This window comes from Stenotrophomonas sp. PE591 (assembly GCF_018320795.1).
Lineage (GTDB): Bacteria > Pseudomonadota > Gammaproteobacteria > Xanthomonadales > Xanthomonadaceae > Stenotrophomonas > Stenotrophomonas maltophilia.
On record NZ_JAAOKO010000003.1, the window covers coordinates 139,741 to 164,340 of the forward strand.

The window sequence follows — 24,600 nt, forward strand, 5'->3', positions numbered from 1 at the left end:
GCTCACAACTTCAGGTCGAGCAACCCATCACCCAGATCCTCGTCAGACAACGTCTGCTGGATCAGGGCCCGATGCGCCTGCTCGCTCCACAATTCGAACTTGTCGCCCATACCGAGCAATACCGCCTTCTTCTCAATGCCCACCGCACCGCGGTGGCTGGCGGGGATGCTGATGCGACCGTTGCCGTCCAGTTCCAGATGGGCGGCCGAGCCGACCAGCTTCTGCTGCAACAGGCGCACGACGCGCTGGGTGTTGGGCTTGGACATGACGTCGTCGCGGACCCGCTCCCATTCCGACTCTGCATACAGCCACAGGCAGCCGGCTTCGAACGGGTTGTAGGTCAGCACGAGACGGTTGTTGCTGGCGCGCGCGACGAGGTCGCGGTAAGCGGTGGGAACCGCCATGCGCCCTTTATCGTCAACTGTGATGGCCGTCTCGCCCTGGAACACGACGCGTGCACCTATCCTTCGCCCGGTGAAACATTGAACCACGAAAACCCACAAAACACCCGGATTTCCCTCTGATGCCCACCTTAGCAGCGGCCGAAGGGTTGTCAACAACTTTTCAGCGGGGAAATCGCCAGCCGCATCAATGGCTTGCAACAACCTTTAGAGAATTGTTCAAGGCTTATCCACAAGTTGCTGATCCGTCTCAATTTTTGAGATTGAACGGAAGTTCAGGGCTGTGGACAAGGCGTGAAACATCGCCCGCGCATTCATCCGGAACCGGCCGGAAACGCCGCCGGACTGCGCAAACGATGCACAATGAGGCCATGTGCCTGCTCGCTCTTGGCTGGATGCACCACCCGCGCTGGCGGCTGGTGATGACCGGCAACCGTGATGAGTTCCACGCCCGCCCGACCGCGGCGCTGGCCCCCTGGCAGGATGAGACCTCCGTCATCGGAGGGCGCGACCTGCGCTCCGGCGGTGGCTGGGCCGGCGTCGGCGCCGGCGGCCGCATGGCCGTGGTCACCAATGTCCGTGATCCGCTGGCCGCACAGACCGGCCCGTCCCGGGGAGCACTGGTGGCCGACTTCCTGCGCGGCCGCGACCCCGCCGCCGTGCATATCGACCGGCTGGCCACCGTGGCGGGCGCGTATGCGCCCTTCAACCTGCTGCTGGCCGATGGCGACAGCCTGGAGTACCTGGGCAACCACCCCGCCGAGCGCCAGAGCCTGGGCCCGGGTGTGCATGGCATGTCCAACGGCGCGCTGGACGCGCCCTGGCCGAAGACCCGACGGCTGATGGACGCGCTGTCTGCATGGCTGCAGGCCGGCGATGAGGACCTGGCCCCGCTCTGGGCCGCGCTGGCCGACGAACATCGCCCCGCCGACAGCGACCTGCCCGACACCGGCATCGGCCTGGAACGCGAGCGCTGGCTGAGCCCCGCCTTCATCCGCGGCGACGATTACGGCACCCGCGCCAGCACCGTGCTGCTGATCGACGCCGGTGGCCACGGCGAGATCCACGAGCGCCGCTTCGGCCCGCAGGGTGCAGCCAACGGACAGAGCCACGTCATTTTCTGACCCGGTAGTGCCGGCCGCCGGCCGGCATCTCTTTCCAGCAGGGTAGTGCCGGCCGCTGGCCGGCAACCTCCGGATTTTCGGGCAGGCCACGCAGCTGCCGGCCAGCGGCCGGCACTACCCGCTCCAGGACTGCCAACGGCGTCATTCAGCTTCCCGGCGCAGCGGCTTCTCGCCCGCGCCACAGGGCCTGCGCCGCTGCGGTCGTCCCACTGTGCCCTTTTTGCGTCTCGCACTGTGTCTATAAATGCCGCCCGCAACCTCCCAAGGTGGTCATGCCCGGCGCCATGCCGCGCGATCCACATCCACATGGAGGCCCCATGCGCCGTACCCTCATCCTGCTCGCCACCCACCTGCTCACCCTCGGCCTGGGCTTCGGCCTGGGCATCTACCTGCTGCCCATCCTGATCGCTCCCGATGACCCGCCGGTCGCGAAGGTGCAGGCGGCAATGGGCGACGCCCGCTACCACTCCACCTTCCGTCGCGACCTCAAGGGCAGCGACGCGGTGCACTGGGCCGAAGGCAAGGTCAGCGTCAGCGCGCGCCAGGTGGCCTTCGACGGCAAGATGGGGCCGGGACCGGACTACAAGGTCTACCTGGTCCGCGACTTTGTCGACAACAAGGCCGATTTCCTGAAGATCAAGGCGCAGGCCCAGCGCATCGGCGAGGTGAAGACCTTCAACCGCTTCCTGGTGGAGGTGCCTGCGAACGTGGACGTGGACGACTACACCACCGTGGTGGTGTGGTGTGAACGGTTCGAGCAGTTCATCTCCGCCGGGCAGTACCGTACGCCGGGTTGAGGACCGCGCGGCGTCGAGGTAGTGCCGGCCGCTGGCCGGTATTCTGTCCGCCGCTGCTGGCAGCGTGAATCTGCCGGCCAGCGGCCGGCACTACCGATGCGCGGTTCACGCATATGGAAGCACGCATGTAGAAGAAAGAGGCGGAGCCGGCCGATAAGCCGGGTTCTGTCGTGGACAGTCATTCCTCTAGGCGTTACGTCACCGCAACGCTCAAGCAACCTACCCGGATCCAACGCGGGCCGCGCCAAAGGATCCCTATTTGGTCTTGCTCCAGGTGGGGTTTGCCGTGCCGGTCTGTTGCCAGACTCGCGGTGCGCTCTTACCGCACCATTTCACCCTTACCGGCCTTCCGAAGAAGACGTAGGCGGTATCTTTCTGTTGCACTTTCCGTCGGCTTGCGCCGCCCAGGCGTTACCTGGCACCTTGCCCTATGGAGCCCGGACTTTCCTCGGCACCCCCGAAGGGATGACGCGACTGTCTGGCCGGCTCCGCCAGCGGACATTCTAGCCTACGCACGCCCTTCCTGCCGTGCTGATCGCGGCATCCGGTTCATCCATCCACGCATGGCGTGGATCTACCGACTCCGCTGCTCTGGTGGGTGCGGATTCCGCTCTGGTGGGTGCGGACCTTGGTCCGCACGATCCATCAACTGCCGTACAACGCCTTGCGCGGTGCACCGGTCAACTCTGCCGCCAGCTTCGCCGCAGTCGACGGCGGCAGATGCTCGCTCAGCTTGGCGTAGACGCGGCGGCCATGCGCCAGCTGCGCTTCTTCATCGTCGCCAGCGCCCTGCACCATCACCACGAACTCGCCCTTGCGCTGGTTTTCGTCAGCTTCCACCTTCGCCAGCAGTCCGGCCAGATCGCCATCGAGCACGGTCTCGAACAGCTTGGTCAGCTCACGCGCCAGCACCGCAGGGCGTTCGCCGCCGAAGATCGCCGCCATGTCCGCCAGCGACTCGGCGATGCGATGCGAGGATTCGTAGAACACCATCGTGCGTACTTCACCGGCCAGCGCCTGCAGGCGGTCGCGGCGGCCGCTGGCCTTGGCCGGCAGGAAACCCTCGAAGCTGAAGCGGTCACTGGGCAGGCCCGCCACGCTCAGCGCGGCGATGGCGGCACAGGCGCCGGGAATCGGGCTGACCTTGATGCCCGCCGCACGCGCGGCACGCACCAGGCGGAAGCCGGGATCGCTGACCAGCGGGGTACCGGCATCGCTGACCAGCGCCAGCGATTCGCCCGCCTGCAGGCGCGAGACCAAGCGCTGCGACAGCGCTTCCTCATTGTGCTCGTGCAGGGCCACCAGCGGTTGCTGGATGCCGAAATGGGACAGCAGCTGGCCGCTGCGGCGGGTGTCTTCGGCACAGATGGCCGCCACCGAGCGCAGCACCTCCTGCGCGCGCGGGCTCAGATCGGCCAGGTTGCCGATCGGGGTGGCGACGACGTACAGGGTTGGCACACTCATTTCAGCGGTACTCACGGGGCAAGGGTAGAATCGTAGCGTGTACCCGGCCAAGGCCGCTGCCCTCATCGCATGGACCCGATCATGAACAAGCCCGCCGCACGGATCTCCGCCCTGTCGTTGTCGCTGATGCTGCTGGCCGGCTGTGCCACCACCAGCTTGACCAGCGCGCCCGAATCGCCGGCCCAGAGCCAGGCGCTGGCGCTGATCGACCAGGGCAAGCCGCGCGACGCCGCACTGCAGCTGGAAGGCCTGGCTGCCACCCTGCGCGGCGGAGCCCGCGCCAATGCCCTGGCCGATGCGGCCTGGGCCTGGCACCTGGCCGGCGACAGCGCCCGCGCGCGCAGCCTGCTGGGCCAGCTCACCGCCCGCCAGCTGACCGGCGCCAGCCTGCAGCGCTACCAGTTGACCAGTGCCGAGCTGGCGCTGGCCGACAAGCAGCCGGGGCAGGCTCTGGCCCTGCTGAAGGACCACGGCGACAACGTGCTGCCGGCACTGCGGACGCGCTGGTATCTGGCCCGCGCCACTGCGCTGCAGGGCACCGGCGATGCCTTCGGCGCTGCCACCGAACGCGCCCGCGCCCATGCCAGCCTGACCGGCAGTGCGCGCAGCGAGAACCAGGCCGCCATCGCCGGCCTGCTCGGTACCCTCGACGATGCCACCCTGCGCAGCCGTGCCGCCGCCCTGCCGGCCAACGACCCGCTGTACAACTTCGCCGGCCGTGCACTGATCGCACGCGGCCTGCCGCTGCCGCGACCGTTCGACCGCGATGGCGCGGCCCAGTTCGACACCAGCAAGCGCCCGCCGGCGATGAGCGACGGTTACCGCCCGCCGGCCAAGCTGGCTGTGCTGCTGCCGCTCAGCGGCCGCCTGGCCACCGCCGCGCAGCCGGTGCGCGATGGCCTGCTGGCCGCGTACTACGGCGAGACCCGCCGCCGCCCGGACATCAACTTCATCGACACCGCCGGTACCCCGGCCGGTGCCCTCGCCGCCTATGACAAGGCCGTGGCCTCCGGTGCCGACTTCGTGGTCGGCCCGCTGGGTCGCGACGAAGTGGACGCGGTGTACGGCCGTAAGCAGCTGCAGGTGCCGGTGCTGGCGCTGAACCGTGGCAAGGATGCGCCGCCGGCCGGCAGCGCCTGTTTCTCGCTGGCACCGGAAGATGACGGCATCGTCGCCGCTGAATACCTGCGTGGTCGCGAGCGCGGCAAGGCGCTGGTGATCAACAGCGCCGACGATACCGGCCGCCGTGCCGCCGCCGCCTTCGCCCAGCGCTTCGCCCAGCGTGGCGGCCAGGTGGTGGCCACCATCGGCGTCAGCGATGCGGTCGGCGATGTCGGTGCGCAGGTGCGCAATGCCGGCCAGGTCGATGCCGTATTCCTCGCCGTGCGTGCGCCGCAGGCGCGCCTGCTGGCGCCGCAGCTGGCGCTGGCCGGTGCCGGCGGCGCCACCCGCGTCGGCACCTCGCAGCTGACCATCGGCAGCGGCAAGGTGGAAGAAGACGTGGCGCTGGACGGCATCGTCTACCCGAATGAAGCCTGGAACGTGCGCAGCGTGTCGGGCCTGCCGTCGGCCAGCCAGGTCGCCAGCACCCTGCCCAGCGCACGCGGTGCAGCCGGCCGCCTGTTCGCGTTCGGCGCCGATGCCTGGAAGATCACCGCCTATCTGGACAAGCTGTCCAACGAAGGCGGCCTGGACGGTGCCACCGGCACCCTGTTCCTGGACAGCAACGGCAACATCCTGCGCCAGCCGGCATGGTCCACCTTCAATGGCGGCCGGCCGATGCCGATCATCGGTGGTCGCTGAGCGCAGCCAACGTGGCTCGGCGGTGGAGGCCGCCGCCGAGCAGCATCTGCAGCAGGCCGGACTGCAGCCGCGTGCGCGCAACGTGCGCTATCGCGGCGGTGAACTGGACCTGGTGATGGACGATGCCGGCACCGTGGTGTTCGTGGAAGTGCGCTATCGCGCGCGATCGGATTTCGGTGGCGGTGCCGCTTCGGTGGATGTGCGCAAGTGCCGACGCCTGGCGCACGCCGCGCAGCTGTACCTGCAGGACAACCCGGCGCTGGCCAATGCACCCTGCCGTTTTGATGTGGTCGACGCCACCGGCGAGCCGCCGCAGCTGCGGTGGCTGCGTGATGCGTTCCGGCTGGATGATTGCTGATGGGTACCGTCCGCTCTGGCAGAAGCCGACCTTGGTCGGCGCTTCTGTGCCAACCAGGGTTCGCACCTGCCAGAGCGCAGCCAGGCCGGCACGACCACGGTGCGTGACTGATGCCTTCGATCATCACCCATGCTGCTGTGCCGCTGGCGCTGTGGTGCGCCGCTGATCGCGGCCGCATCCCGCCGCGCCTGCTGGCGGCCGGCGTGATTGCAGCGATGCTGCCCGATGCCGATGTACTGGCCTTCGCGCTGCACATTCCCTACGCCGGTGCGTTCGGCCATCGGGGTGCCAGCCATTCACTGCTGTTTGCCGGCGTGCTGGCGGCGTTGGCGGCGGTGTTGGCATTCTTTGGTAGCGGCCGACCTTGGTCGGCACCACACAGCCCCGGTAGTCGCCGACCTTGGTCGGCGGGTGTGTGCCAACCAACGGTGGCATCTACCGTGCAGGCGGCAGTGTTCGTCTTCATCTGCGCTGCCAGCCACCCGCTGCTGGATGCGATGACCTCGGGCGGCCTCGGCGTGGCCCTCGCCTGGCCCTGGAGCGAACAACGCTTTTTCGCGCCGTGGCGACCGATCCGCGTTTCACCCTTCTCCCCACAGTTCTTCAGCGCGCGCGGCCTGGCCACCCTGGTGTCCGAACTGCGCTGGGTATGGCTGCCACTGGCTGGCGCCGTTGTTGCGTGGAAACTGATTCAACCCGCCCCTGCTGTCCCGCGAGATCCGTCATGAGTCCTGCCCTGCCCGCCGCATTGGTTGCCGAACTGTCTGCCCTGCTGGGCGCGGAGGGCTGGCGCATGGATGACAGCGCGCTGGAGGCCAACGCGCAGGACAACTCATGGCGTCACCAGCGCCCGGCGGCGGTGGCGCTGCCAGCCGACATCGAACAGGTGCAGGCGCTGGTGCGCACCTGCCGCGCGCACGGCGTGGCACTGGTCGCGCGCGGTGCCGGTACCGGCACTACCGGCGCCGCCGTCCCACAGCCGGGCAGCATCGTGCTGTCGTTCACCCGCATGGACCGCATCGTCGAGATCCGCGCCGGCGATCGCTGCGCGGTGGTGCAGCCGGGCGTGCTCAATGGCGCCCTGCAGCAGGCACTGGCGCCGCACGGCCTGTTCTGGGCACCGGACCCGTCCAGTGCGGAGATCTGCAGCGTGGGTGGCAACCTGGCCTGCAACGCCGGCGGCCCGCGCGCGGTGAAGTACGGCACCAGCCGCGACAACGTGCTGGGCCTGGTGGCAGTGACCGGCACCGGCGATGTGATCCGCTGCGGCGGCGCCTACACCAAGGACGCCACTGGCTACGATCTGACCCATCTGCTGGTGGGCAGCGAAGGCACGCTGGCATTGATCGTGGAAGCCACGCTGAAACTGACCCCGCTGCCGGTCAGCCAGGCCGGGCTGCGCGTGCTGTACCGCGATGCCGATGCCGCCGCAGCCGCGGTATCGCGATTGATGTCGCAGCCGGTAGTACCCACCCGCCTGGAGTTCATGGACGCAAGTAGCCTGGAGCTGCTGCGGCTGAACGGTGCCGACGTGCCGGAGGCGGGTGCAATGCTGCTGGTGGAAGCCGATGGTGACCACGACACCCTGCCCTACCTGCTGCAGGCCCTGGCCAGCGCCGCTGAAGGCGACGGCATGATCGAACTGGATGTGGCGATGGAAGGCCGCGCGCGCGACCAGCTATGGGCCGCACGCAAGGCACTGTCGCCTGCGCTGCGCAGCGTTGCGCCGGGCAAGACCAATGAAGACGTGGTGGTGCCGGTGTCGCGTATCCCGGAGCTGGTAGCGGGCGTGCAAGCCTTGGCGCGCGACTACGCGCTGACCATCGTCACCTTCGGCCATGCCGGCAACGGTAACCTGCACGTCAACATCCTGTATCACCCGGACGATGCCGACGAGAACGCGCGCGCGCATGCCGCACTGCCGAAGATCTTCGAGCTGACGCTGGCACTGGGCGGCACGCTGTCGGGCGAACATGGCATCGGCCTGGCCAAGCGCGATTTCATGGCGCGGGCCTTTACCCCGGAAACGCTGGCGACGATGCGCGCGATCAAGGCCGCGCTGGACCCGGACGGCATTCTCAACCCGGGCAAGGTGCTACCGCCGGTGTGAACGCCGCCGGGCATGCCCGGCGCTACCGGGGCGCGCTGCCTACGCTGTCGATGAGGGTCTGGCGGAAGCTGGGCAACAGCACGCGATTACCATGCCCGCTCAGATGGTCATTGTCGAAGAACAGGGGTTCACCGTCTTCCACCGCCGAACAGGTGTCTGGCCCGCACAGCAACGGCAGCGGATCCCACACGGTCAGTGACGGGTAACGTGCGGCCAGGTCCGCCAGCAGTGCCATCTGCGGCACGCGCAGCATTTCCAGATCCGCACGCGGCATGCTCAGACCGCCGGCACAAGCCGGATTGCGGCGATTGAACCAGTCCGAACAGCGGTATGCACCTGCCTTGAACAGCGGTAGCGGTGCGTCGATCACCACGTGTACGCCCAGCGTCTGCAAACGCCCAAGAACATGATCAGCCTCATCGCGCGCGGCCTGCGCATCGGTCGGGGTACGCTCGGCAAGCAATTGACGATAGACCTGCTGCGCATCCTGCTGTTGCCAGTCGAATCCGCGCAGCTCCGGCATGCGCAATGCCGCAAGCAGCACGATGTCACCCGGGCGTGCCTCACGCTCGATGGTCGACAGCGTGCCTTCAATGAAGTCCTGGCAATCAGCCAGGCTCGCCCGCAGCAGGTTGACGAAGCTGCAACCACCGCGATCCTGCTGGCGCACCTCCATGCCGGTCTGGCGCGCGACCATGCTGGTCATGGTGCGATACGCCGCTGCATGCGAGTCGCCCACCACGAACAGGCGCCGCCCTTCAAGCGCTGGCGCACTCACCGGCTCCAGCGGTCGCCAGGCCGGGTAGCGGCGCGCCTGCCATGCATATCCGTCGCGGGTCACGCTCAGCGAGACCTGCTCGTGGTACTCCACCGTGGCCCAGGCGCCTGCGCCGCATAGCGCGACCACTGGCAGCGCCATCGCCAGCACCTTGGCCGGTGCCAGGCGCAGCAGCGGCGCCGCACTGCGCAGCGGGCGCTCGATGAAGTGGTAGGACGCGGCCGACACCGCCAGCAGCAACACCGGATACAGCCACAGCGCGACGCCATGCAGGCCATACGTCCAGCGCAGAAGCACCAGCAGTGGCCAATGCCACAGGTACAGCGAATAGGACAGCCGGCCCAGGTGGGCCAACGGTGCGCAGCCCAGCGCGCGCCCAATGCGCGATGTACCCGGTGCCGACACGCTCGCCAACAGCAACAACGTACCGGCCACGGTGGCCAGCACGCCCGGAACCGGCATCGCCAGCTGCGGTGCGATCACCACGCCTGCACCCAGCAGCACCAGACCGATCACTGCAACCGCATCACCGTTCCGGCCCAGCGTACGCGTGCGCATCCACTGGTACAGCAGCGCGCCCGCAGCCAGCTCCCAGAACCGCGCCGGCAGCAGGTAGAACGCTGCCGCCGGTGCCGTCTGCGCCTGCCAGCCTGCCCACGCCAGCGACAGCAGGGTGAGCACCGGCAACAGCCAACGCGACCACGGCCAGCGCTCACGCCCGCGCAGCCACACGAAGAACAGCAGCGGGAAGACCAGATAGAACTGCTCCTCCACGCCCAGCGTCCACGTGTGCAGGAACGGATTGAGTTCCGCACCGGGCGAGAAATAGTCGTCCTGCTGGCCGGCCAGCACGATGTTGCTGAGGCCGACCAGCGCGGCCCAGCCGGTCTGGTCGAACTGCTCATTGCGCCACGCGCGGGGAATGAACAGTGCCGACAGCACGAAGGTGGCCATCAACATCGCCAGCAGCGCCGGCAACAGGCGCAGCACGCGGCGCCGGTAGAAGTCGAGCAGCATCGCGCCCAGCGACGCATGCGTGCGGGAGGCCAGCGACTGGCTGATCACGAAGCCGGACACCACGAAGAACAGGTCCACGCCGGTGAAACCCCCGGGCAGCCACGTGGCGTTGGTGTGGAAGACGACGACGGCCAGCACCGCCAGTGCACGCAGGCCGTCGATGGCAGCGTTGTGCGAACGTTCGGAAGGGGACATGCAAGCAACGAGCGGAAAACGGTCCGACAGCATCACCACCGCTGCCGCAGTCATTCAATGGACGATCGCGACAGAGCGGGTAGGTGTTTAGGTTCGATCCAGCCTGTGAGCGACAGCGGAGCCAAGCCATGCTCGGCTGCTCTTCGTGCAGATCGCGATGAGCCGAGCGTGGGCCCGGCAGCAACCGTACACCCGGGCAGCGCGTGGCGTTGGCGCGCATCGACCGCGCCGATGTGGGGCTCAGTTTCCTGTTGGAACTGCTGCACGCCACCGAACGCGCCCGCGTGGACGGGGATATCGACCAACACATGGATGACGGCGCGCGCGAAGGGCTGTTGCTGGCCTGCCGTGGGCTGGCAGAGTATGTGGATCTGCAGTTGCACGCGACGAAGCACTGAGCGATGCCGATACACTCGACCTCGGTAGGTGTCGACCTTGGTCGACACGGCATTGGCATGGGCGCTCGACACATTCGTGCCAACCAAGGTTGGCACCCACCAGAGCAATGCCGATGCGCCCTGCTTCTGTAGGTGTCGACCTTGGTCGACACACTCGTGCCAACCCAGGTTGGCACCCACCAGCGCAGGACCGCTGCGGCTACGCGAAGTGCTGGTATCCGCCGTCGGCGGCTTCGCCGTCCACGTGCACGCCCTGCCCTTCGGCAATGCGGCCGATGCGGGTGAGCGGCACGTCCAGCGATTCGGCCAGATAGTGCAGCGCATCGCGCTGGTCGGCGGCGGCGGTGAAGCACAGCTCGTAGTCGTCGCCACCACGCAATGCGCAATCGCGTGCATCGTCACGGCCGAGCAGCTCACGCAGCGCGTGCGAGATCGGCAGCGAATCGGCATCCACATGCGCGGCCACGTTGCTGCGTGCGGCGATGTGGCCCAGATCGGCCAGCAGGCCGTCGGACACATCCACCGCCGCATGCGCGAAGGCACGCAGGCGCAGGCCCAGGGTCACACGCGGCGTCGGCCGCAGCAGGCGCAGGCGCAGGCTTTCGTAGTCGGCCAGCAGCGTGGCGGTGGCGATGCTCAGCGCACCCTGCTGCCACAGGCGCAGCGCACCGGCGGCATCGCCCAGCGTGCCGCTGACCCAGATGTCATCGCCCACCTGCGCGCGGTCGCGGCGCAGCGCCTGGCCACGCCCGACCTGGCCCATCGCGGTCACCGACAACGACAGCGGGCCGCGCGTGGTGTCGCCGCCGATCAGCGCGATGTCGTGCTGGTCGGCCAGGGCGAAGAAGCCATCGGCGAAGGCCTCGATCCAGTCTTCCGACACTTCCGGCAGCGACAACGCCAGCGTGCACCACGCCGGGCGCGCGCCCATCGCGGCCAGGTCCGACAGGTTGACCGCCAGGGTCTTCCAACCAATGTCGAAGGCCGGGGTTTCCGCCGGGAAGTGCACGCCGCTGTTGAGCGTGTCGGCGGTGACCACCAGTTGCTCATTGGCACGCGGCTGCAGCAGCGCGGCGTCGTCGCCAATGCCGAGCAGGATGTCGTCGCGCTCGAGGGTGCGGGCGCGGATGCGGTCGATGAGGGCGAATTCGGCCAGGGACATGGGGCGTTCCGGCGGGTTGCATGGATGGGCGGCGGGCGCAGATGCCGACCAGGTGAACCGGCTGGGGGGGGGTAGAGTCGACTGTCAGTCGACTGCTCTCCGGTCCGACACTACGACTGCTGATCGAAAGGCAGTCGACTGACAGTCGACTCTACCGAAGCAGATTCCCGCGCCGTTCAATGAACGATGCGGGACGCAGTGGGTCAGTGACCCGATTCGACCTTGCGCCATTCCACGGCGGCACGATCCAGCACGCCGTTGACGTAGGTGTGGCCGTGCTCGGAACCGAAGCGCTTGGCCGATTCGATGGCTTCGTTGATCACCACGCGGTACGGCACGTCCAGGCGGTAGCGCAGCTCGTAGGCGGCCAGGCGCAGCACCGCGCGTTCGATCGCGTCCACTTCTTCGATGCCACGGTCCAGGTACGGGCCGAGCGCTTCGTCGATGTCGCGGCGGTTGTCGAGCACACCGTGCAGCAGCGCCTCGAAATACGCCAGGTCGGCGATTTCGCGGGCCTGCTCGTGGGCGAACTGGGCGATCAGCGACTGTGCGTTGCCGCCGGAGATCTGCCAGGCGTAGATGGCCTGCACGGCACGACGGCGGGCGCGCGAGCGCAGCACCGGATCGACGCCATCGCGGCGGACGGGTTTACCGGAGGGCTTGCCCTGGGTGTTCTTGTTCATGGCAGCTGCTCCAGAAGATTGACCATTTCCAATGCGGCGAGTGCGACTTCCTCGCCCTTGTTGCCGTGGCTGCCGCCTGCGCGGGCCTCGGCGTCTTCAACGCGTTCCACCGCCAGCACGCCGTTCAGCACCGGCACGCCGAAATCCAGCTGCACGCGCATCAAGCCTTCGGCGCAGCGGTCGGCCACGTGCTCGTAATGACGGGTATCGCCACGGATCACGCAGCCCAGGGTGAGGATGGCGGCGTGTTCGTGGGCAGCGGCCAGGCGCGCGGCCACCAGCGGCAGCTCCCAGGCACCCGGCACGCGGATCACGTCGATGTTGGCTTCGGTGATGCCGTTGCCGGCCAGGCTCTGGCGGGCGCCAGCGACCAGCGTGTCGGTGATGCGGGCATTCCAGCGGCTGGCCAGGATGGCGAAGCGCGCCGATTCGGGAGTGCGAAGATCGCCTTCGAAGTGGCTCATATGCGGCTTGGGGGACTCGATAAGGGGGTAATTCTAGCGTGGATGGGCCCCGGCCGTGGCTGGCGGGGGCGCAAGGGCGTGCCGACCAACGGTCGGCACCCACCGGTGGCATGGGGTCGGCACCCACCGGTGGCATGGGGTCGGCACCCACCGGTAGTGCCGGCCGCTGGCCGGCAATTCCCATTACAGGGTGACCGTCTCCACCACTTCCAGGCCGTACCCGGCCAGGCCGATCTGGCGGCGCGGGGTGCCCAGCACGCGCAGCTTGCCCAGGCCCAGGTCGGACAGGATCTGCGCGCCGGCACCGTTGCGGCGCCACTGGCTCACGTCCTTGTCCTTGCCCGGTACCACCGGCGCCGGCTGCTGGCGCAGGCGGGCCAGCAGGGCTTCACCGTCGCGCGGGGCCTGCAGCACCACCATCACGCCGGCGCCTTCGGCATCGATCGCGCGCAGGGCATCGGTGGCAGCCACGCCGAAGTCGTCACGGCGCCAGTGCAGCAGGTCGGCCAGCGGGTTTTCCACCTGCACGCGCACGAGGGTCGGTGTTGCCGCATCCGGCGTGCCACGAACCAGCGCGAAATGCAGGTCGTGAGCGATGCGGTCGCGGTAGGTCACCAGCTTGAACGGGCCGAACTCGGTGTCGATCTCGCGCTCGTCCACACGTTCAACGGTCTTTTCGGTGGCCAGGCGGTAGGCGATCAGGTCGGCGATGGAGCCCATCTTCAGGCCGTGCTCGCGGGCGAACACTTCCAGCTCCGGGCGGCGCGCCATGCTGCCATCCGGGTTCAGGATCTCCACCAGCACGCCGGCCGGTTCCAGCCCGGCCAGCATGGCCATGTCCACGGCGGCTTCGGTGTGGCCGGCGCGGGTCAACACGCCGCCCGGCTGGGCGATCAGCGGGAAAATGTGGCCCGGCTGGTGCAGGTCCGACGGCTTGGCGTTGGGCTTCACCGCGGTGCGGATGGTGTGGGCGCGGTCATGCGCCGAGATGCCAGTGGTGACGCCCTCGGCGGCCTCGATGCTGACCGTGAAGTTGGTCTGGAACTGGGCGGTATTGGCCTGCACCATCGGCGCCAGGCCGAGATCGGCGGCGCGGGTACGGTTCAGCGGCAGGCACACCAGGCCACGGCCATGGGTGACCATGAAGTTGATGTCGCTGGCCTTGACCAGCTCGGCGGCCATGATCAGGTCGCCTTCGTTCTCGCGGTCTTCGTCATCGACGATGACGACCATGCGGCCCAGGCGGATGTCTTCCAGGATGTCCGGAATCGGGGCGAAATTCATGCGACATCTCCCTGTGGGTGCTGACCGTTGGTCGGCACACTGATCAGCCGCTCCACGTAACGGGCGACCAGATCGATTTCAAGATTGACCGCGCTGCCCACGCCTGCGGCGGAGAAGGCGGTGTTGGCCACCGTGTGCGGGATCAGTGCGACTTCAAAGCCCTCATCGTCCACTTCGTTGACGGTGAGGCTGACGCCGTCCACGCAGATCGAGCCCTTCTTGGCGATGTAGCGGCGCAGCGCGGCCGGCGCGCCGAAACGCCAGCGCTGGGCACGTGCGTCTTCGTGGATGGACAGTACCTGGCCAAGGCCGTCGACGTGGCCGCTGACCAGATGGCCGCCGAGGCGGTCGGTCGGCCGCATGGCGCGCTCCAGATTGATGACCGCCCCTTCGCCCAGCTGGCCCAGCGTGGTCAGGCCCAGGGTCTCGGTGGAAGCATCCGCCTGGAAGCTGTTGGCGTCGAATGCGATGACGGTGAGGCAGACGCCGTTGATGGCAATGCTCTCGCCCATCTGCACGTTGTCGAACGGCAGATTCCCGACATTGAAGGTGAAGCGGACATCGCCGCCGATGGGTTCGCGTGCGGCCAGACGGCCGACGCCTTCGATGATTCCAGTAAACAAGAAACGTTCTCCGCGAAAAGTGAGCGAAAAACGCCGCAAGGCAAACAGGCGCACGCAGGGCAAGAGCCCTGTGGCACCGTCTTCTTTCATCCGGACTATGACCGTCGGCTCCGGCATTGGACCGGATCTGCTGACCCCCGGCCGTGGGCCGGGGCGCTCGCGGGCTCGTGCTTGCGCACCTACCGCCGGTGGGGAATTGCACCCCGCCCTGAAGACGTTTGTATACCGGCGAACCGGCGTGACCAGTGTAGCAGCCCAGGCTGAACGGGGTCGGATGCCGCAGCTGTGACGGCCGTCGCTCGCAATTTGTAAAACTTTCATTAAAATTCCGCCCCGGACGACATGATGTCGCCACGGGCAGCCGCGAGGGCAGGCCCGCCAATGGACTGAAATTCACAGGAATTCCCATGCGCAAGATCCTGATCGTGGCCGCCCTGCTGGCCGCCGCCCCGTTCACCGCGTCGGCCGACGCCCTGAGCTACACCTACGTTGAAGGTGGTTGGACGCAGGTCAAGGTTGACGACAACGCACTGGACGACCCGAAGGTCGACGGCGGCTACCTGCGTGGCTCGGTAGCCATCGCCGAACAGGTCTACGTGTTCGGTGGCTGGTCGCGTACCAGCAAGACCAATCACTACGGCAATGATTCGCTGAAGCTGGAATTGAACCAGCCGGAGCTCGGCATCGGCTACCACATGCCATGGACCGACCGCGTGGACTTCACCGCAGATGCCGCCTGGGTTCGCCAGAACGCCGAATCGACCCTGCGCTATGACGGCGTGCGTTACCACGGCAAGGACCACACCAACCTGGGCCGCGTCACCATGGGCATCCGCGGCAAGCCGTCGCGCATGACCGAAGCCTGGGTCAAGGCCGGTTACATGGACGGCGGCAACAACTACAAGGGCACCTGGGTCGGCACCGTCGGCGGCCAGATCAACTTCACCAAGACCTGGGGTCTGGTGGGCGAGATCTCCGGCTACCGCGACGTCACCCAGTACTCGGTTGGCGTGCGCGCCAGCTTCTGATCCAACGATCGCTCCTCGTCGTGCGATCGAACGGGCCCCGCAAGGGGCCCGTTTTTTTGTCCGCTGCACACCGTCACCTGGCTGCATCGCGCCATCGAAAGTGTGGGCAGATGCGCTAGGCTTGCGCGCGTCTCGAACAGGAAAACACCGTCATGAAGACCCCCACCCGAACCCTTCTGGCCAGCGTGCTGCTGTGCGCCCCGGTGATTGCCAGCGCAGCACCGGCCCAACTGACGCCCGAGCAGGCCTTCGACCTGTATGCACGCGTGCTGCTGGAAGACGACGCGGCCGCCACACGCACGCTCAACGACGCACTGAAGCCGGCGTTCGAGGGCCAGGACGCCGTGACCCCGAACCCGGGTGCGCTGGCCAAGGCCTTGGCTGAACCCTGGCAGACGGTACTGGCCAGCACCGGCGCCAAGGTCGACGCTGCGGCCACCGAAGCGCTGTATGCCAAGGCGCTGCGTGATTCGAAGTGCCGCGCGACCAAGAGCGTGATCGAAGACAACGAATACGTTGAAGACCAGAAGCTGGCGCGGATCAGCTACAGCTGCCAGGTGCCCGACCTGGGCAAGGTCCGCCCGCTGTTCGCCGCCAGCCTGGCCGACGATGCCAGCCCGGCCGCGCGCAAGCAGTTCACCGATGCCTATACCCAGGCACTGCAGAGTGGCGCGCGCGTTCCGGCCAGCGGCACCTTCACCCTGTATCCGGCCAAGGACAATGGCTACTGGTACAGCGGCAACTTCGATGATCTGGTGGGCACCGTGGCCGGTGCGCTGGCACCATTCGAAGACTGGATGCAGGATGCGCAGGCGGCCAACGCGCCGAAGGTGACCGGCGTTCCGGGCTGCGACCTGTTGCTGCAGCAGCACCGCAGTTGCGTGGCGAAGATCGCACCGGACCAGATCGGCGGCGTGGACGCGATGGCCGAGGAACTGAAGGCCAAGGCCAAGGTGAAGTCGGCCGACGAGATGACGCAGGAGTGCAAGGCACTGCGCCCGATCGCCGAGATGATGTGGACCGACGCGTGCGCGTGAGCCACGTATAGAGCCGAGTCCGCGCTCGGCTCATCGTCGCCGACGACAAGTGCCACTGCACTTTCAGAACCGTTGCATGGCCCTGCGCGGCCTGCATGGTCAATGCTGTTGCCCTCTTCCACCGGGGCAACCGCATGAAACACCGTATGACGTCGACCGCGCTCATGTTGCTGGCGCTGATGGTGTGCTGGCAGGCCGAAGCGTCCAGGTTCAAAGCCACCAGGGTCTTCGTCGTCAAACCCTCGGTTGCCTTTGAGTCAACCCAGCTGAGCGACAGGCACCTGGATGCGTGGATGAGCAATGACGACCACTGCCGCGATTTCCTGATGTACCACGATCAGTGTGCCGTGCTGGTACTGCCGGATGAGTACGACGACGGCTTTACGCGCCGCCAGCTGCGGTTGAAGGCAAGGCAACTGCCGGGCGAGACACTGGGCGCGTACTGCCGCGACCTGCATGTGCTGTGGAAGCAGCAGTGGAAGGGCCAGTGCCCGGTCGGCGAAGAAGACGACGAAGCGGCGTGACGCCAAGGGCCCAGCCCTTGATCTGCGTCATTCCATCATGGGCGCAGCAGCAGTCTGATGTCCTCACCCACCTGGCGCTGGTCAACCACACGCAGGCGGCGCTGCTGGTCCATCGCATTGATGCCGAGGCCGGCCAGCAATGGGCGTCCATTGTCGCCCAGCAGCGTGGGGGCCTGGTAAAGCAGCAGTTCGTCCACCCAGCCGCCGCGCAGCAGCGCACCGGCCAGGGTGGCGCCGGCTTCGGTATGCACTTCGTTGATGCCACGCTCGGCCAGCAGCGCCAGCACCGCGCCCAGATCCAACCGACCCTCTGCGCTGGGCACGCTGGCGAATTCTGCGTCAGCCGCATCCGGCGCACTTACCGCCGCATCGTGCAGGTACAGCGTCGGTGCCCCGCCCTCGCGCACGCGGCTGCATTCGAGCGAACGCAGCCGCGAATCGAGCACCACGCGCAGCGGTGGCATCACTTCGGTATCGGCCAGGCGCACGGTCAGCATCGGGTCGTCGGCCAGCACGGTGTCGGCGCCGGTCAGGATCGCACCAGCACGCGCACGCCAGTGCTGCACGTCTTCGCGTGCGGCTGGACCGGTGATCCACTTGGAGCTGCCGTCGGCCATCGCAGTACGGCCATCAAGGCTCGCGGCCAGCTTCACCCGCAGCCAAGGGCGGTTGCGCTCCACGCGTGACAGGAAGCCCTTGTTGAGTTCGCGCGCCTGCGTCGCCATCAGCCCTTCGGCAACCTCGATGCCGGCGTTGCGCAGCAGATCGAAGCCACCGCCATCCACCTTGGGGAATGGATCGCGCATCGCCGCAACCACGCGCGACACGCCCGCTTCGATCAGGGCAAGCGCACACGGCGGTGTGCGCCCGTAGTGCGCGCACGGTTCCAGGGTGACGTAGGCGGTAGCACCACGCGCCTCGCTGCCGGCCTCGCGCAGCGCGAACACTTCGGCGTGCGGTCCACCGGCGCGCTGGTGCCAGCCCTGCCCGACCACGCGTTCGCCATGGGCGATCACGCAGCCGACCATCGGGTTCGGGCGGGTGGTATAGGCAGCGCGCTCGGCCAGGCGCAGCGCGTTGGCCATGTGCAGGTGGTCGAGGACGGAGAACGAAGTGGTCATGCGGCCATGGTAACGCTGCCGGTGTGGATCCACGCCCTCAGTGCCAACCAAGGTTGGCATCCACCAAGGCAGAGGCGGTCAGCCCTTCTTCTTCTTGGTCAGGGCGATCACGTCGCCCAGCAGCTGCAGCTGTTCGGTACTGGATGGCAGGTCGCGCTCCAGCTTCTCGATCTCCTCGCGGAAATCGGCCACGTCCTCGAAGCTGCGGTAGACCGAAGCGAAGCGCACATAGCCGACATGGTCGAGCTTGCGCAGTTCGTTCATGACGAACTCGCCGACCTTGATCGAGGGCACTTCGCGCTCGCCGCTGATGCGCAGCTGGTGGACCACAGCGCGCACCGCCGCTTCGATCTTGTCTTCGGCCACCGCACGCTTCTGCAGCGCGCGGTCGAAGCCAGCACGCACCTTGCGCTGGTCGAACGCTTCGCGGGTGCCATCGCTCTTGACGATGGCCGGCAGCTTCAGCTCGACTGTTTCCATGGTGCTGAAGCGCTCGCCGCAGGCTTCGCATTCACGCCGACGGCGGATCGTCGCGCCGTCTTCAGAGACGCGCGAGTCGATGACCCGGGTATCGGCATGTTGGCAGAAGGGGCAATGCATGGAACGCCTGGCTCAGGGAAGTACCTATTGCCACGGTCATGGCAGCGTCGCAAAGGTACCTGAGAAGGGGCCCGGCAGCAAATGCTGTCTGCGCGGAAGTGCCTGCATTTCGGTCCAACCGAGCCTTCAGCGCGGTCAGCGCTGCGCGTTCAAGCGGGTGCCGGCGGCGCCGAGGCCGCGCGCGCCCAACGCAACCACACCAGGTGCCCTGCCATCACCAGCAGCGGTGGGCCAAAGCCGAGGAAGGCCAATGTCGAGATCTCCCCATGCTTGAAGGTGAAGTACAGCGTGGCCGCAACGACGCCCAATGCGGCCAGGGCACCCACCCCCAGCCCTACCCAGGCGACAACCGGGGAGTGGCGCAGGCCGGTGACACCTCGCCACAGGTACAGGCCGCTCAGCCACAACCACGACAGCAGGCCGATGATTCCGGCCGACGACCACAGCAGCAACAGCCAGTGCTCGTCGCCCGTCAGATACTTGCCGTCCCATACGACCATCAACCCCAGCACGGCACCCGTGCCGCCTGCCGCCACGGCGGGCAGGCCCACCAGCAGGCCGGCGATCGCCATCCAGCGTTTGTGCAGACGCTCATCCATGCGTTCGATCTCCTTCCATGGGCCACGTCATCCGCGGCGTTTGATCCACAGCAGCATCGCAGCCGGCACCAGCATCGACGGGCCCAACAGCAACACGCCGATGCCTTCGGCATGCACGGCGATGCCCCACCACAGCGCCAGCCCCAGCGGGGGCAAGGCGGCGAGACCGCCTGCCAGCAGCATCCACCACCAGAGGCGGTGCACGTGCAGCCCGGCACGCCCCTGCATCAGAAAACCCGCGCTGAGCCACAACCAGGCCAGGCAGCCGGCAATGCCGGCCAGGCCCCACAGCGGCATCACCGTCACCGAGGCCAGCGTGCCATGACCGAACTGGCCCAGCCCCGTCAGCAGCAGCATCGTCGCTGCGGCACCGCCCACCACCAGGCTGGGCAGGCCAAACAGCACCGCCAGCGCGGTGTACAGGTACTTGAGGCGGCGCTCATCCACGCGGGCCTACTCCTCTGATCGCGCCGGGCCGGATGGCTCGCCCAGGGCGTCAGCACGCAGCCGCAGGAGGATCAACGTACCGGTGGGCACCAACAGGGACGGCCCGGCGAACAGCCCGCTGAGCACGGACGAACCCAGCTCGGCGAAGTAATACAGCGCCATCGCCAGCAAGGGCAGGCCTGCCAGCACGCCCAGGCCCAACAGCAGCCACCAGCGGCGTGATGCCATGTGCAGCCCGCGTGCACCATCGCGCAGCCAGACGATGCTGAGTGCGACCCAGGCCACGAGGCCGGCGATCGCGCACGATCCCCACGCGAACATGCCGGCGGCAAACCACAGTTTGTCCGCGTCCAGCGAGACGAGCCCGATCACGCCCATGACCACGGCGATGCAGGCGCCGGCACCGCCGAAGAACAGGCTGGGCAGGCCGAACAGCACCGCCAGTGCGATGTACAGGTACTTGAGGCGGCGCTCATCCATGCGCGGGATTCCTGATGACGGGGTCAGAGCCCTTCCCTGCGGGAAGGGATCCGAGCCCTGCGTCGATCCGGAAGGCGGGGTCGGATCCCTTTCCGCCAGGAAAGGGCTCTGACCCCCTCTCCGATCAGCCGTAGACCGGGTACTTGCGGCACTGCGCGCTGACGGCATCGCGCACGCGGGCAATGACAGCGTCATCGTTCGGCGCGTCGAGCACGTCGGCGATCCAGTTGGCCAGGTCCACGCAGTCCTGTTCGACGTAGCCACGGGTGGTCACCGCCGGGGTGCCCAGGCGCAGGCCCGAGGTCACGAACGGCGAACGCGGGTCGTTCGGCACCGAGTTCTTGTTGACGGTGATGTGGGCCTTGCCCAGCGCCGCTTCCGCGTCCTTGCCGGACACGTCCTTGCCGATCATGTCGACCAGCATCAGGTGGTTCTGGGTGCCGCCGGAGACGATCTTGTAGCCACGCTCGATCAGCGTATTGGCCATCGCCTGGGCGTTCTTCACCACCTGCTGCTGGTAGGCCTTGAAGCCCGGTTCCAGCGCTTCCTTGAAGGCCACGGCCTTGCCGGCGATGACGTGCATCAGCGGACCGCCCTGGATGCCCGGGAACACGATCGACTGCAGCTTCTTGACCAGGTCTTCGTCGGCGCCCTTGGCGACGATGATGCCGCCACGCGGGCCGCGCAGGGTCTTGTGGGTGGTGGAGGTGACCACGTGGGCGTGTTCCAGCGGGCTCGGGTAGACGCCTGCAGCCACCAGACCGGCAACGTGGGCCATGTCGACGAACAGGTAGGCACCGACCTTGTCGGCGATGGCGCGGAAGCGCGCCCAGTCGATCACCTGCGAGTAGGCCGAGAAGCCGGCCACGACCATCTTCGGCTTGTGCTCCAGGGCCAGGCGCTCGACTTCGTCGTAATCGATCAGGCCCTGATCGTTCACGCCGTACTGCACGGCGTTGAACAGCTTGCCCGAGGCGTTCACCTTGGCGCCGTGGGTGAGGTGGCCGCCGTGGGCCAGGCTCATGCCGAGGATGGTGTCACCCGGCTGCAGCAGGGCGAAGTACACGGCCTGGTTGGCCTGCGAACCGCTGTGCGGCTGCACGTTCGCGTAGTCGGCACCGAACAGCTGCTTGAGGCGGTCGATCGCCAGCTGCTCGGCGATGTCCACGTATTCGCAGCCGCCGTAGTAGCGCTTGCCCGGGTAGCCTTCGGCGTACTTGTTGGTCAGCTGGCTGCCCTGGGCTTCCATCACCGCCGGGCTGGTGTAGTTCTCGCTGGCGATCAGCTCGACGTGGTCTTCCTGGCGCTGGGTTTCAGCGGCGATGGCCTTGGCCAGTTCGGGATCGTAGGATTCGATGCGGACGTCACGCGGGAACATCGGGTACTCCAGCAGGCAGGGAAAAGGGGTACGGCTCAGCCCTCGATTGTAGCCCCGCACTGGCCCGCTGGGGCCGAAACGGACGGGGCCGGCATTCCCGAAGGAATCCGGCCCCGTATGGTTTCGAGGGATGTTGTGGGGTCAGAGCCCTTTCCGATGGACAGGGATCCGACCCCGGCCGCGATCCTCAGCGGCTGCTGAGCACGTACTGGGCGATCACACCGGTGGCGATGGCTACCAGCAGCATGTTGCCGCGGTCATCGCGGATCCACTGGTGCCCGTAGGGCGGGCGACGCAGGTTGTAGCGCGGGTAGTCGTTCACCACGTAGACCGGGCCGCGGTAGTAGTCGCGATAGCGGTGGCCGACCTTCCAGCCATAGCCCGGGCCGTAGGCCGGACGATAGACCACGCGCGGCGGTGCCGGGCGGTAGTAGCGGTCATGGTCGCGATGCCAGTCGCGGCGGTCGCGTTCCCAGTCGCGACGGGCCTCGCGGCGGTCGCGCTCCCAGTCGCGGCGGTCCTGGCGCCACTCACGGCGATCCTCGCGCCATTCACGGCGGTCGTGGTCGCGGCGATGGTCGTTGTCGGCGAATGCCGGGGCCACGGCGCCCAGTGCCAGCACAGAGGCCACGGCACTGGCCATTACTCGATTGATGCGCATGTCAGACCTCTGCTTGGTGGGTGGTGAGCCCATATTGCGCAACCGATCTGAACCGTTTCCGGCTGGAAACGCTTCCCGCTGCAGGACTGTGACCGAGCATTCAGGCGATAGCCAGCCCGGCGGCGCCTCCCGGGAGCGGCCCGGAACCGGTTCCGGCTATAATTGGCGGTATTCCATTTCAGTCTGTGCCCGCTGCCGCAACGGGATCTACCCGTGACGGGTCGGGCGCAGGGCCGCGCCTACGGAGACCGCATGTCCTCGCAATACATCTACACCATGAACCGCGTGTCCAAGGTGGTCCCGCCCAAGCGGCAGATCATCAAGGACATCTCGCTGTCCTTCTTCCCGGGCGCGAAGATCGGCCTGCTGGGCCTGAACGGCGCCGGCAAGTCCACCGTGCTGAAGATCATGGCCGGCGTGGACACCGATTTCGAGGGCGAGGCCCGCCCGCAGCCGGGCATCAAGGTCGGTTACCTGGCGCAGGAACCGGAACTGGACCCGACCAAGACCGTGCGTGAAGCGGTCGAGGAAGGCGTGGGCGAAGTGCTGCAGGCCCAGGCCGCGCTGGAAGCGGTGTACGCCGCCTACGCCGAGGAAGGCGCCGACTTCGACGCGCTGGCCAAGGAACAGGAGCGCCTGGAGGCGATCCTGGCCGCTGGCGACGCACACACGCTGGAAAACCAGCTGGACGTGGCCGCCGACGCGCTGCGCCTGCCGCCGTGGGATGCCATCGTCGGCAAGCTGTCAGGTGGTGAAAAGCGCCGCGTGGCCCTGTGCCGCCTGCTGCTGCAGAAGCCGGACATGCTGCTGCTCGACGAACCGACCAACCACCTCGACGCCGAGTCGGTGGAATGGCTGGAACAGTTCCTGGCGCGCTACACCGGTACCGTCGTGGCGGTCACCCACGATCGCTACTTCCTGGACAACGCCGCCGAGTGGATCCTGGAACTTGACCGCGGCCGCGGCATTCCGTGGAAGGGCAACTACACCGACTGGCTGACCCAGAAGGATGAGCGCCTGAAGCAGGAAGACAACCAGGAAAAGGCCCGCCAGAAGGCGATCCAGAAGGAACTGGAGTGGTCGCGCCAGAACGCCAAGGGCGGCCGCACCAAGGGCAAGGCCCGTCTGGCCCGCCTGGAAGAGCTGCAGTCGGTCGATTACCAGAAGCGCAACGAGACCAACGAAATCTTCATCCCGCCGGGCGAGCGCCTGGGCAATGCGGTGATGGAATTCAAGAACGTCTCCAAGAAGTTCGGCGACCGCCTGCTGTTCGACAACCTGAGCTTCCTGGTGCCGGCCGGTGCCATCGTCGGCATCATCGGCCCGAACGGTGCCGGTAAGTCGACCCTGTTCAAGATGATCACCGGGCAGGAAAAGCCGGATACCGGCGAGATCGTGGTCGGCCCGACCGTGAAGCTGTCCTACGTGGACCAGAGCCGCGACGCGCTGGAAGGCAACCACAACGTCTTCCAGGAAATCGCTGGCGGCCTGGACATCCTCAACATCAACGGCATCGAGATCCAGTCGCGCGCCTACATCGGCCGCTTCAACTTCAAGGGCCAGGACCAGCAGAAGATGGTTGGTTCGCTGTCCGGCGGTGAGCGTGGCCGACTGCACATGGCCAAGACCCTGCTGCAGGGTGGCAACGTGCTGCTGCTCGACGAACCGTCCAACGACCTGGACATCGAAACCCTGCGTGCGCTGGAAGATGCGCTGCTGGAGTTCCCGGGCAACACCTTCGTCATTTCGCATGACCGCTGGTTCCTGGATCGCATCGCGACCCACATCCTGGCGTTCGAAGGCGACTCGCACGTGGAGTTCTTCCAGGGCAACTACCGCGAGTACGAAGAAGACAAGCGCCGCCGCATGGGCGACGACGCCGCGCCGAAGCGCCTGCGCTTCAAGGCGCTGAAGTAAGGCAACCGGAAAGGCCGCGCTCGCGCGGCCTTTCTCCTTTCGGTAGGTCACCACCGTTGGTGGTGACGCTTTGAAGCGTACCGACCAACGGTCGGTACCCACGTTCTGCATTCGGGTAGGTCACGACCGTTGGTCGTGACACCTTAC

25 protein-coding genes, 1 other RNA gene, 1 pseudogene and 1 riboswitch are annotated in these 24,600 nt (G+C 67.2%); of the genes and pseudogenes, 11 read left to right on the forward strand and 16 right to left on the reverse strand.

Annotation, left to right across the window (positions count from 1 at the left end; translation table 11 throughout):
* Positions 1 to 2 precede the first annotated feature (2 nt).
* Positions 3 to 449, reverse strand: coding sequence for a division/cell wall cluster transcriptional repressor MraZ (gene mraZ, locus JLDANKMP_RS10435; RefSeq protein WP_004143635.1), 447 nt, complete (start codon positions 447 to 449; stop codon positions 3 to 5).
* A 323-nt stretch (positions 450 to 772) separates the two neighbouring features.
* Here mraZ and JLDANKMP_RS10440 point away from each other — a divergent pair, with 323 nt between their 5' ends.
* Both JLDANKMP_RS10440 and JLDANKMP_RS10445 read left to right on the forward strand, forming a co-directional pair.
* Positions 773 to 1,525, forward strand: a complete 753-nt coding sequence (locus tag JLDANKMP_RS10440; RefSeq protein WP_100438888.1) for an NRDE family protein — start codon at positions 773 to 775, stop codon at positions 1,523 to 1,525.
* 317 nt (positions 1,526 to 1,842) lie between these two features.
* Positions 1,843 to 2,322, forward strand: coding sequence for a DM13 domain-containing protein (locus tag JLDANKMP_RS10445; protein ID WP_212561045.1), 480 nt, complete (start codon positions 1,843 to 1,845; stop codon positions 2,320 to 2,322).
* 138 nt (positions 2,323 to 2,460) lie between these two features.
* On the opposite strand, the gene rnpB is transcribed toward JLDANKMP_RS10445, so the two are convergent.
* Positions 2,461 to 2,812: RNase P RNA component class A (rnpB, locus tag JLDANKMP_RS10450), an RNA gene on the reverse strand.
* A gap of 155 nt (positions 2,813 to 2,967) precedes the next feature.
* Positions 2,968 to 3,786: a 16S rRNA (cytidine(1402)-2'-O)-methyltransferase gene (gene rsmI / locus JLDANKMP_RS10455; RefSeq protein ID WP_005408070.1), complete on the reverse strand. Its 819-nt coding sequence runs from the start codon at positions 3,784 to 3,786 to the stop codon at positions 2,968 to 2,970.
* A gap of 81 nt (positions 3,787 to 3,867) precedes the next feature.
* On the opposite strand from rsmI, the gene JLDANKMP_RS10460 reads away from it, so the two are divergent.
* The 4 genes from JLDANKMP_RS10460 to JLDANKMP_RS10475 all read left to right on the forward strand — a co-directional run bounded on the left by JLDANKMP_RS10460 (position 3,868) and on the right by JLDANKMP_RS10475 (position 8,057).
* Positions 3,868 to 5,589: a penicillin-binding protein activator gene (locus tag JLDANKMP_RS10460; RefSeq protein ID WP_212561046.1), complete on the forward strand. Its 1,722-nt coding sequence runs from the start codon at positions 3,868 to 3,870 to the stop codon at positions 5,587 to 5,589.
* A complete protein-coding gene (locus tag JLDANKMP_RS10465; protein ID WP_024957270.1) occupies positions 5,579 to 5,947 on the forward strand; it encodes a YraN family protein in 369 nt (122 codons plus the stop codon). The genes JLDANKMP_RS10460 and JLDANKMP_RS10465 overlap by 11 nt, the downstream gene beginning before the upstream one ends.
* 110 nt (positions 5,948 to 6,057) lie before the next feature.
* A complete protein-coding gene (locus JLDANKMP_RS10470) occupies positions 6,058 to 6,675 on the forward strand; it encodes a metal-dependent hydrolase (RefSeq protein ID WP_212561047.1) in 618 nt (205 codons plus the stop codon).
* Positions 6,672 to 8,057, forward strand: a complete 1,386-nt coding sequence (locus JLDANKMP_RS10475; RefSeq protein ID WP_212561048.1) for an FAD-linked oxidase C-terminal domain-containing protein — start codon at positions 6,672 to 6,674, stop codon at positions 8,055 to 8,057. Before JLDANKMP_RS10470 ends, JLDANKMP_RS10475 begins: the two co-directional genes overlap by 4 nt.
* 22 nt (positions 8,058 to 8,079) lie before the next feature.
* Here the strand turns inward: JLDANKMP_RS10475 and JLDANKMP_RS10480 are convergent, their stop codons facing one another.
* Positions 8,080 to 10,101, reverse strand: a complete 2,022-nt coding sequence (locus JLDANKMP_RS10480) for an acyltransferase family protein (RefSeq protein WP_212561049.1) — start codon at positions 10,099 to 10,101, stop codon at positions 8,080 to 8,082.
* Between the two features lie 119 nt (positions 10,102 to 10,220).
* Here JLDANKMP_RS10480 and JLDANKMP_RS10485 point away from each other — a divergent pair.
* Positions 10,221 to 10,445 (forward strand): annotated as a pseudogene (locus tag JLDANKMP_RS10485) (hypothetical protein); the annotation flags it as partial.
* Positions 10,446 to 10,644: 199 nt separating this feature from the next.
* Here the strand turns inward: JLDANKMP_RS10485 and thiL are convergent.
* The 5 genes from thiL to JLDANKMP_RS10510 form a co-directional block, all read right to left on the reverse strand.
* On the reverse strand, positions 10,645 to 11,607 hold the full coding sequence (gene thiL / locus JLDANKMP_RS10490; RefSeq protein ID WP_212561050.1) for a thiamine-phosphate kinase: 963 nt from the start codon (positions 11,605 to 11,607) through the stop codon (positions 10,645 to 10,647).
* A gap of 203 nt (positions 11,608 to 11,810) precedes the next feature.
* Positions 11,811 to 12,290: a transcription antitermination factor NusB gene (nusB, locus tag JLDANKMP_RS10495; RefSeq protein ID WP_005408062.1), complete on the reverse strand. Its 480-nt coding sequence runs from the start codon at positions 12,288 to 12,290 to the stop codon at positions 11,811 to 11,813.
* Entirely contained in the window at positions 12,287 to 12,754 is a 468-nt protein-coding gene (gene ribH / locus JLDANKMP_RS10500) for a 6,7-dimethyl-8-ribityllumazine synthase (protein WP_005408061.1), read from the reverse strand. Before ribH ends, nusB begins: the two co-directional genes overlap by 4 nt.
* A 183-nt stretch (positions 12,755 to 12,937) precedes the next feature.
* Complete coding sequence (gene ribB / locus JLDANKMP_RS10505; protein ID WP_059036299.1) at positions 12,938 to 14,038, reverse strand: 3,4-dihydroxy-2-butanone-4-phosphate synthase; 1,101 nt, start codon at positions 14,036 to 14,038, stop codon at positions 12,938 to 12,940.
* Positions 14,035 to 14,661: a riboflavin synthase gene (locus JLDANKMP_RS10510; protein ID WP_099497593.1), complete on the reverse strand. Its 627-nt coding sequence runs from the start codon at positions 14,659 to 14,661 to the stop codon at positions 14,035 to 14,037. Before JLDANKMP_RS10510 ends, ribB begins: the two co-directional genes overlap by 4 nt.
* A gap of 74 nt (positions 14,662 to 14,735) precedes the next feature.
* Positions 14,736 to 14,881, reverse strand: a riboswitch (FMN riboswitch).
* A 187-nt stretch (positions 14,882 to 15,068) separates the two neighbouring features.
* Between JLDANKMP_RS10510 and JLDANKMP_RS10515 the strand changes: the two genes are divergently transcribed.
* From JLDANKMP_RS10515 to JLDANKMP_RS10525, 3 genes are all read left to right on the forward strand, one after another.
* Complete coding sequence (locus tag JLDANKMP_RS10515; protein ID WP_212561051.1) at positions 15,069 to 15,689, forward strand: hypothetical protein; 621 nt, start codon at positions 15,069 to 15,071, stop codon at positions 15,687 to 15,689.
* 152 nt (positions 15,690 to 15,841) lie between these two features.
* Positions 15,842 to 16,726, forward strand: a complete 885-nt coding sequence (locus JLDANKMP_RS10520) for a hypothetical protein (protein ID WP_212561052.1) — start codon at positions 15,842 to 15,844, stop codon at positions 16,724 to 16,726.
* Positions 16,727 to 16,821: 95 nt separating this feature from the next.
* A complete protein-coding gene (locus tag JLDANKMP_RS10525) occupies positions 16,822 to 17,250 on the forward strand; it encodes a hypothetical protein (protein ID WP_212561053.1) in 429 nt (142 codons plus the stop codon).
* Between the two features lie 35 nt (positions 17,251 to 17,285).
* Here JLDANKMP_RS10525 and ribD read toward each other — a convergent pair whose 3' ends face one another.
* The 7 genes from ribD to JLDANKMP_RS10560 form a co-directional block, all read right to left on the reverse strand.
* Positions 17,286 to 18,371: a bifunctional diaminohydroxyphosphoribosylaminopyrimidine deaminase/5-amino-6-(5-phosphoribosylamino)uracil reductase RibD gene (gene ribD / locus JLDANKMP_RS10530; RefSeq protein WP_212561054.1), complete on the reverse strand. Its 1,086-nt coding sequence runs from the start codon at positions 18,369 to 18,371 to the stop codon at positions 17,286 to 17,288.
* Between the two features lie 78 nt (positions 18,372 to 18,449).
* Positions 18,450 to 18,971 carry a transcriptional regulator NrdR gene (gene nrdR, locus JLDANKMP_RS10535; RefSeq protein ID WP_004143350.1) on the reverse strand — a complete coding sequence of 174 codons (522 nt, stop codon included), beginning with the start codon at positions 18,969 to 18,971 and terminating at the stop codon, positions 18,450 to 18,452.
* Positions 18,972 to 19,120: 149 nt separating this feature from the next.
* Entirely contained in the window at positions 19,121 to 19,570 is a 450-nt protein-coding gene (locus JLDANKMP_RS10540; RefSeq protein WP_099480016.1) for a hypothetical protein, read from the reverse strand.
* A gap of 27 nt (positions 19,571 to 19,597) precedes the next feature.
* Positions 19,598 to 20,017 carry a hypothetical protein gene (locus JLDANKMP_RS10545; RefSeq protein WP_212561055.1) on the reverse strand — a complete coding sequence of 140 codons (420 nt, stop codon included), beginning with the start codon at positions 20,015 to 20,017 and terminating at the stop codon, positions 19,598 to 19,600.
* Positions 20,018 to 20,023: 6 nt separating this feature from the next.
* The gene (locus tag JLDANKMP_RS10550; protein WP_212561056.1) at positions 20,024 to 20,497 is read right to left on the reverse strand and encodes a hypothetical protein; all 474 of its coding nucleotides are present in this window, start codon (positions 20,495 to 20,497) and stop codon (positions 20,024 to 20,026) included.
* A 124-nt stretch (positions 20,498 to 20,621) separates the two neighbouring features.
* On the reverse strand, positions 20,622 to 21,875 hold the full coding sequence (gene glyA, locus JLDANKMP_RS10555; RefSeq protein ID WP_005408051.1) for a serine hydroxymethyltransferase: 1,254 nt from the start codon (positions 21,873 to 21,875) through the stop codon (positions 20,622 to 20,624).
* Between the two features lie 187 nt (positions 21,876 to 22,062).
* A complete protein-coding gene (locus tag JLDANKMP_RS10560; protein ID WP_212561057.1) occupies positions 22,063 to 22,536 on the reverse strand; it encodes an RcnB family protein in 474 nt (157 codons plus the stop codon).
* 252 nt (positions 22,537 to 22,788) lie between these two features.
* Between JLDANKMP_RS10560 and ettA the strand changes: the two genes are divergently transcribed.
* Positions 22,789 to 24,453 (forward strand): energy-dependent translational throttle protein EttA, encoded by a 1,665-nt coding sequence (ettA, locus tag JLDANKMP_RS10565; protein ID WP_005408049.1) that lies wholly within the window; start codon positions 22,789 to 22,791, stop codon positions 24,451 to 24,453.
* Positions 24,454 to 24,600: the final 147 nt, after the last annotated feature.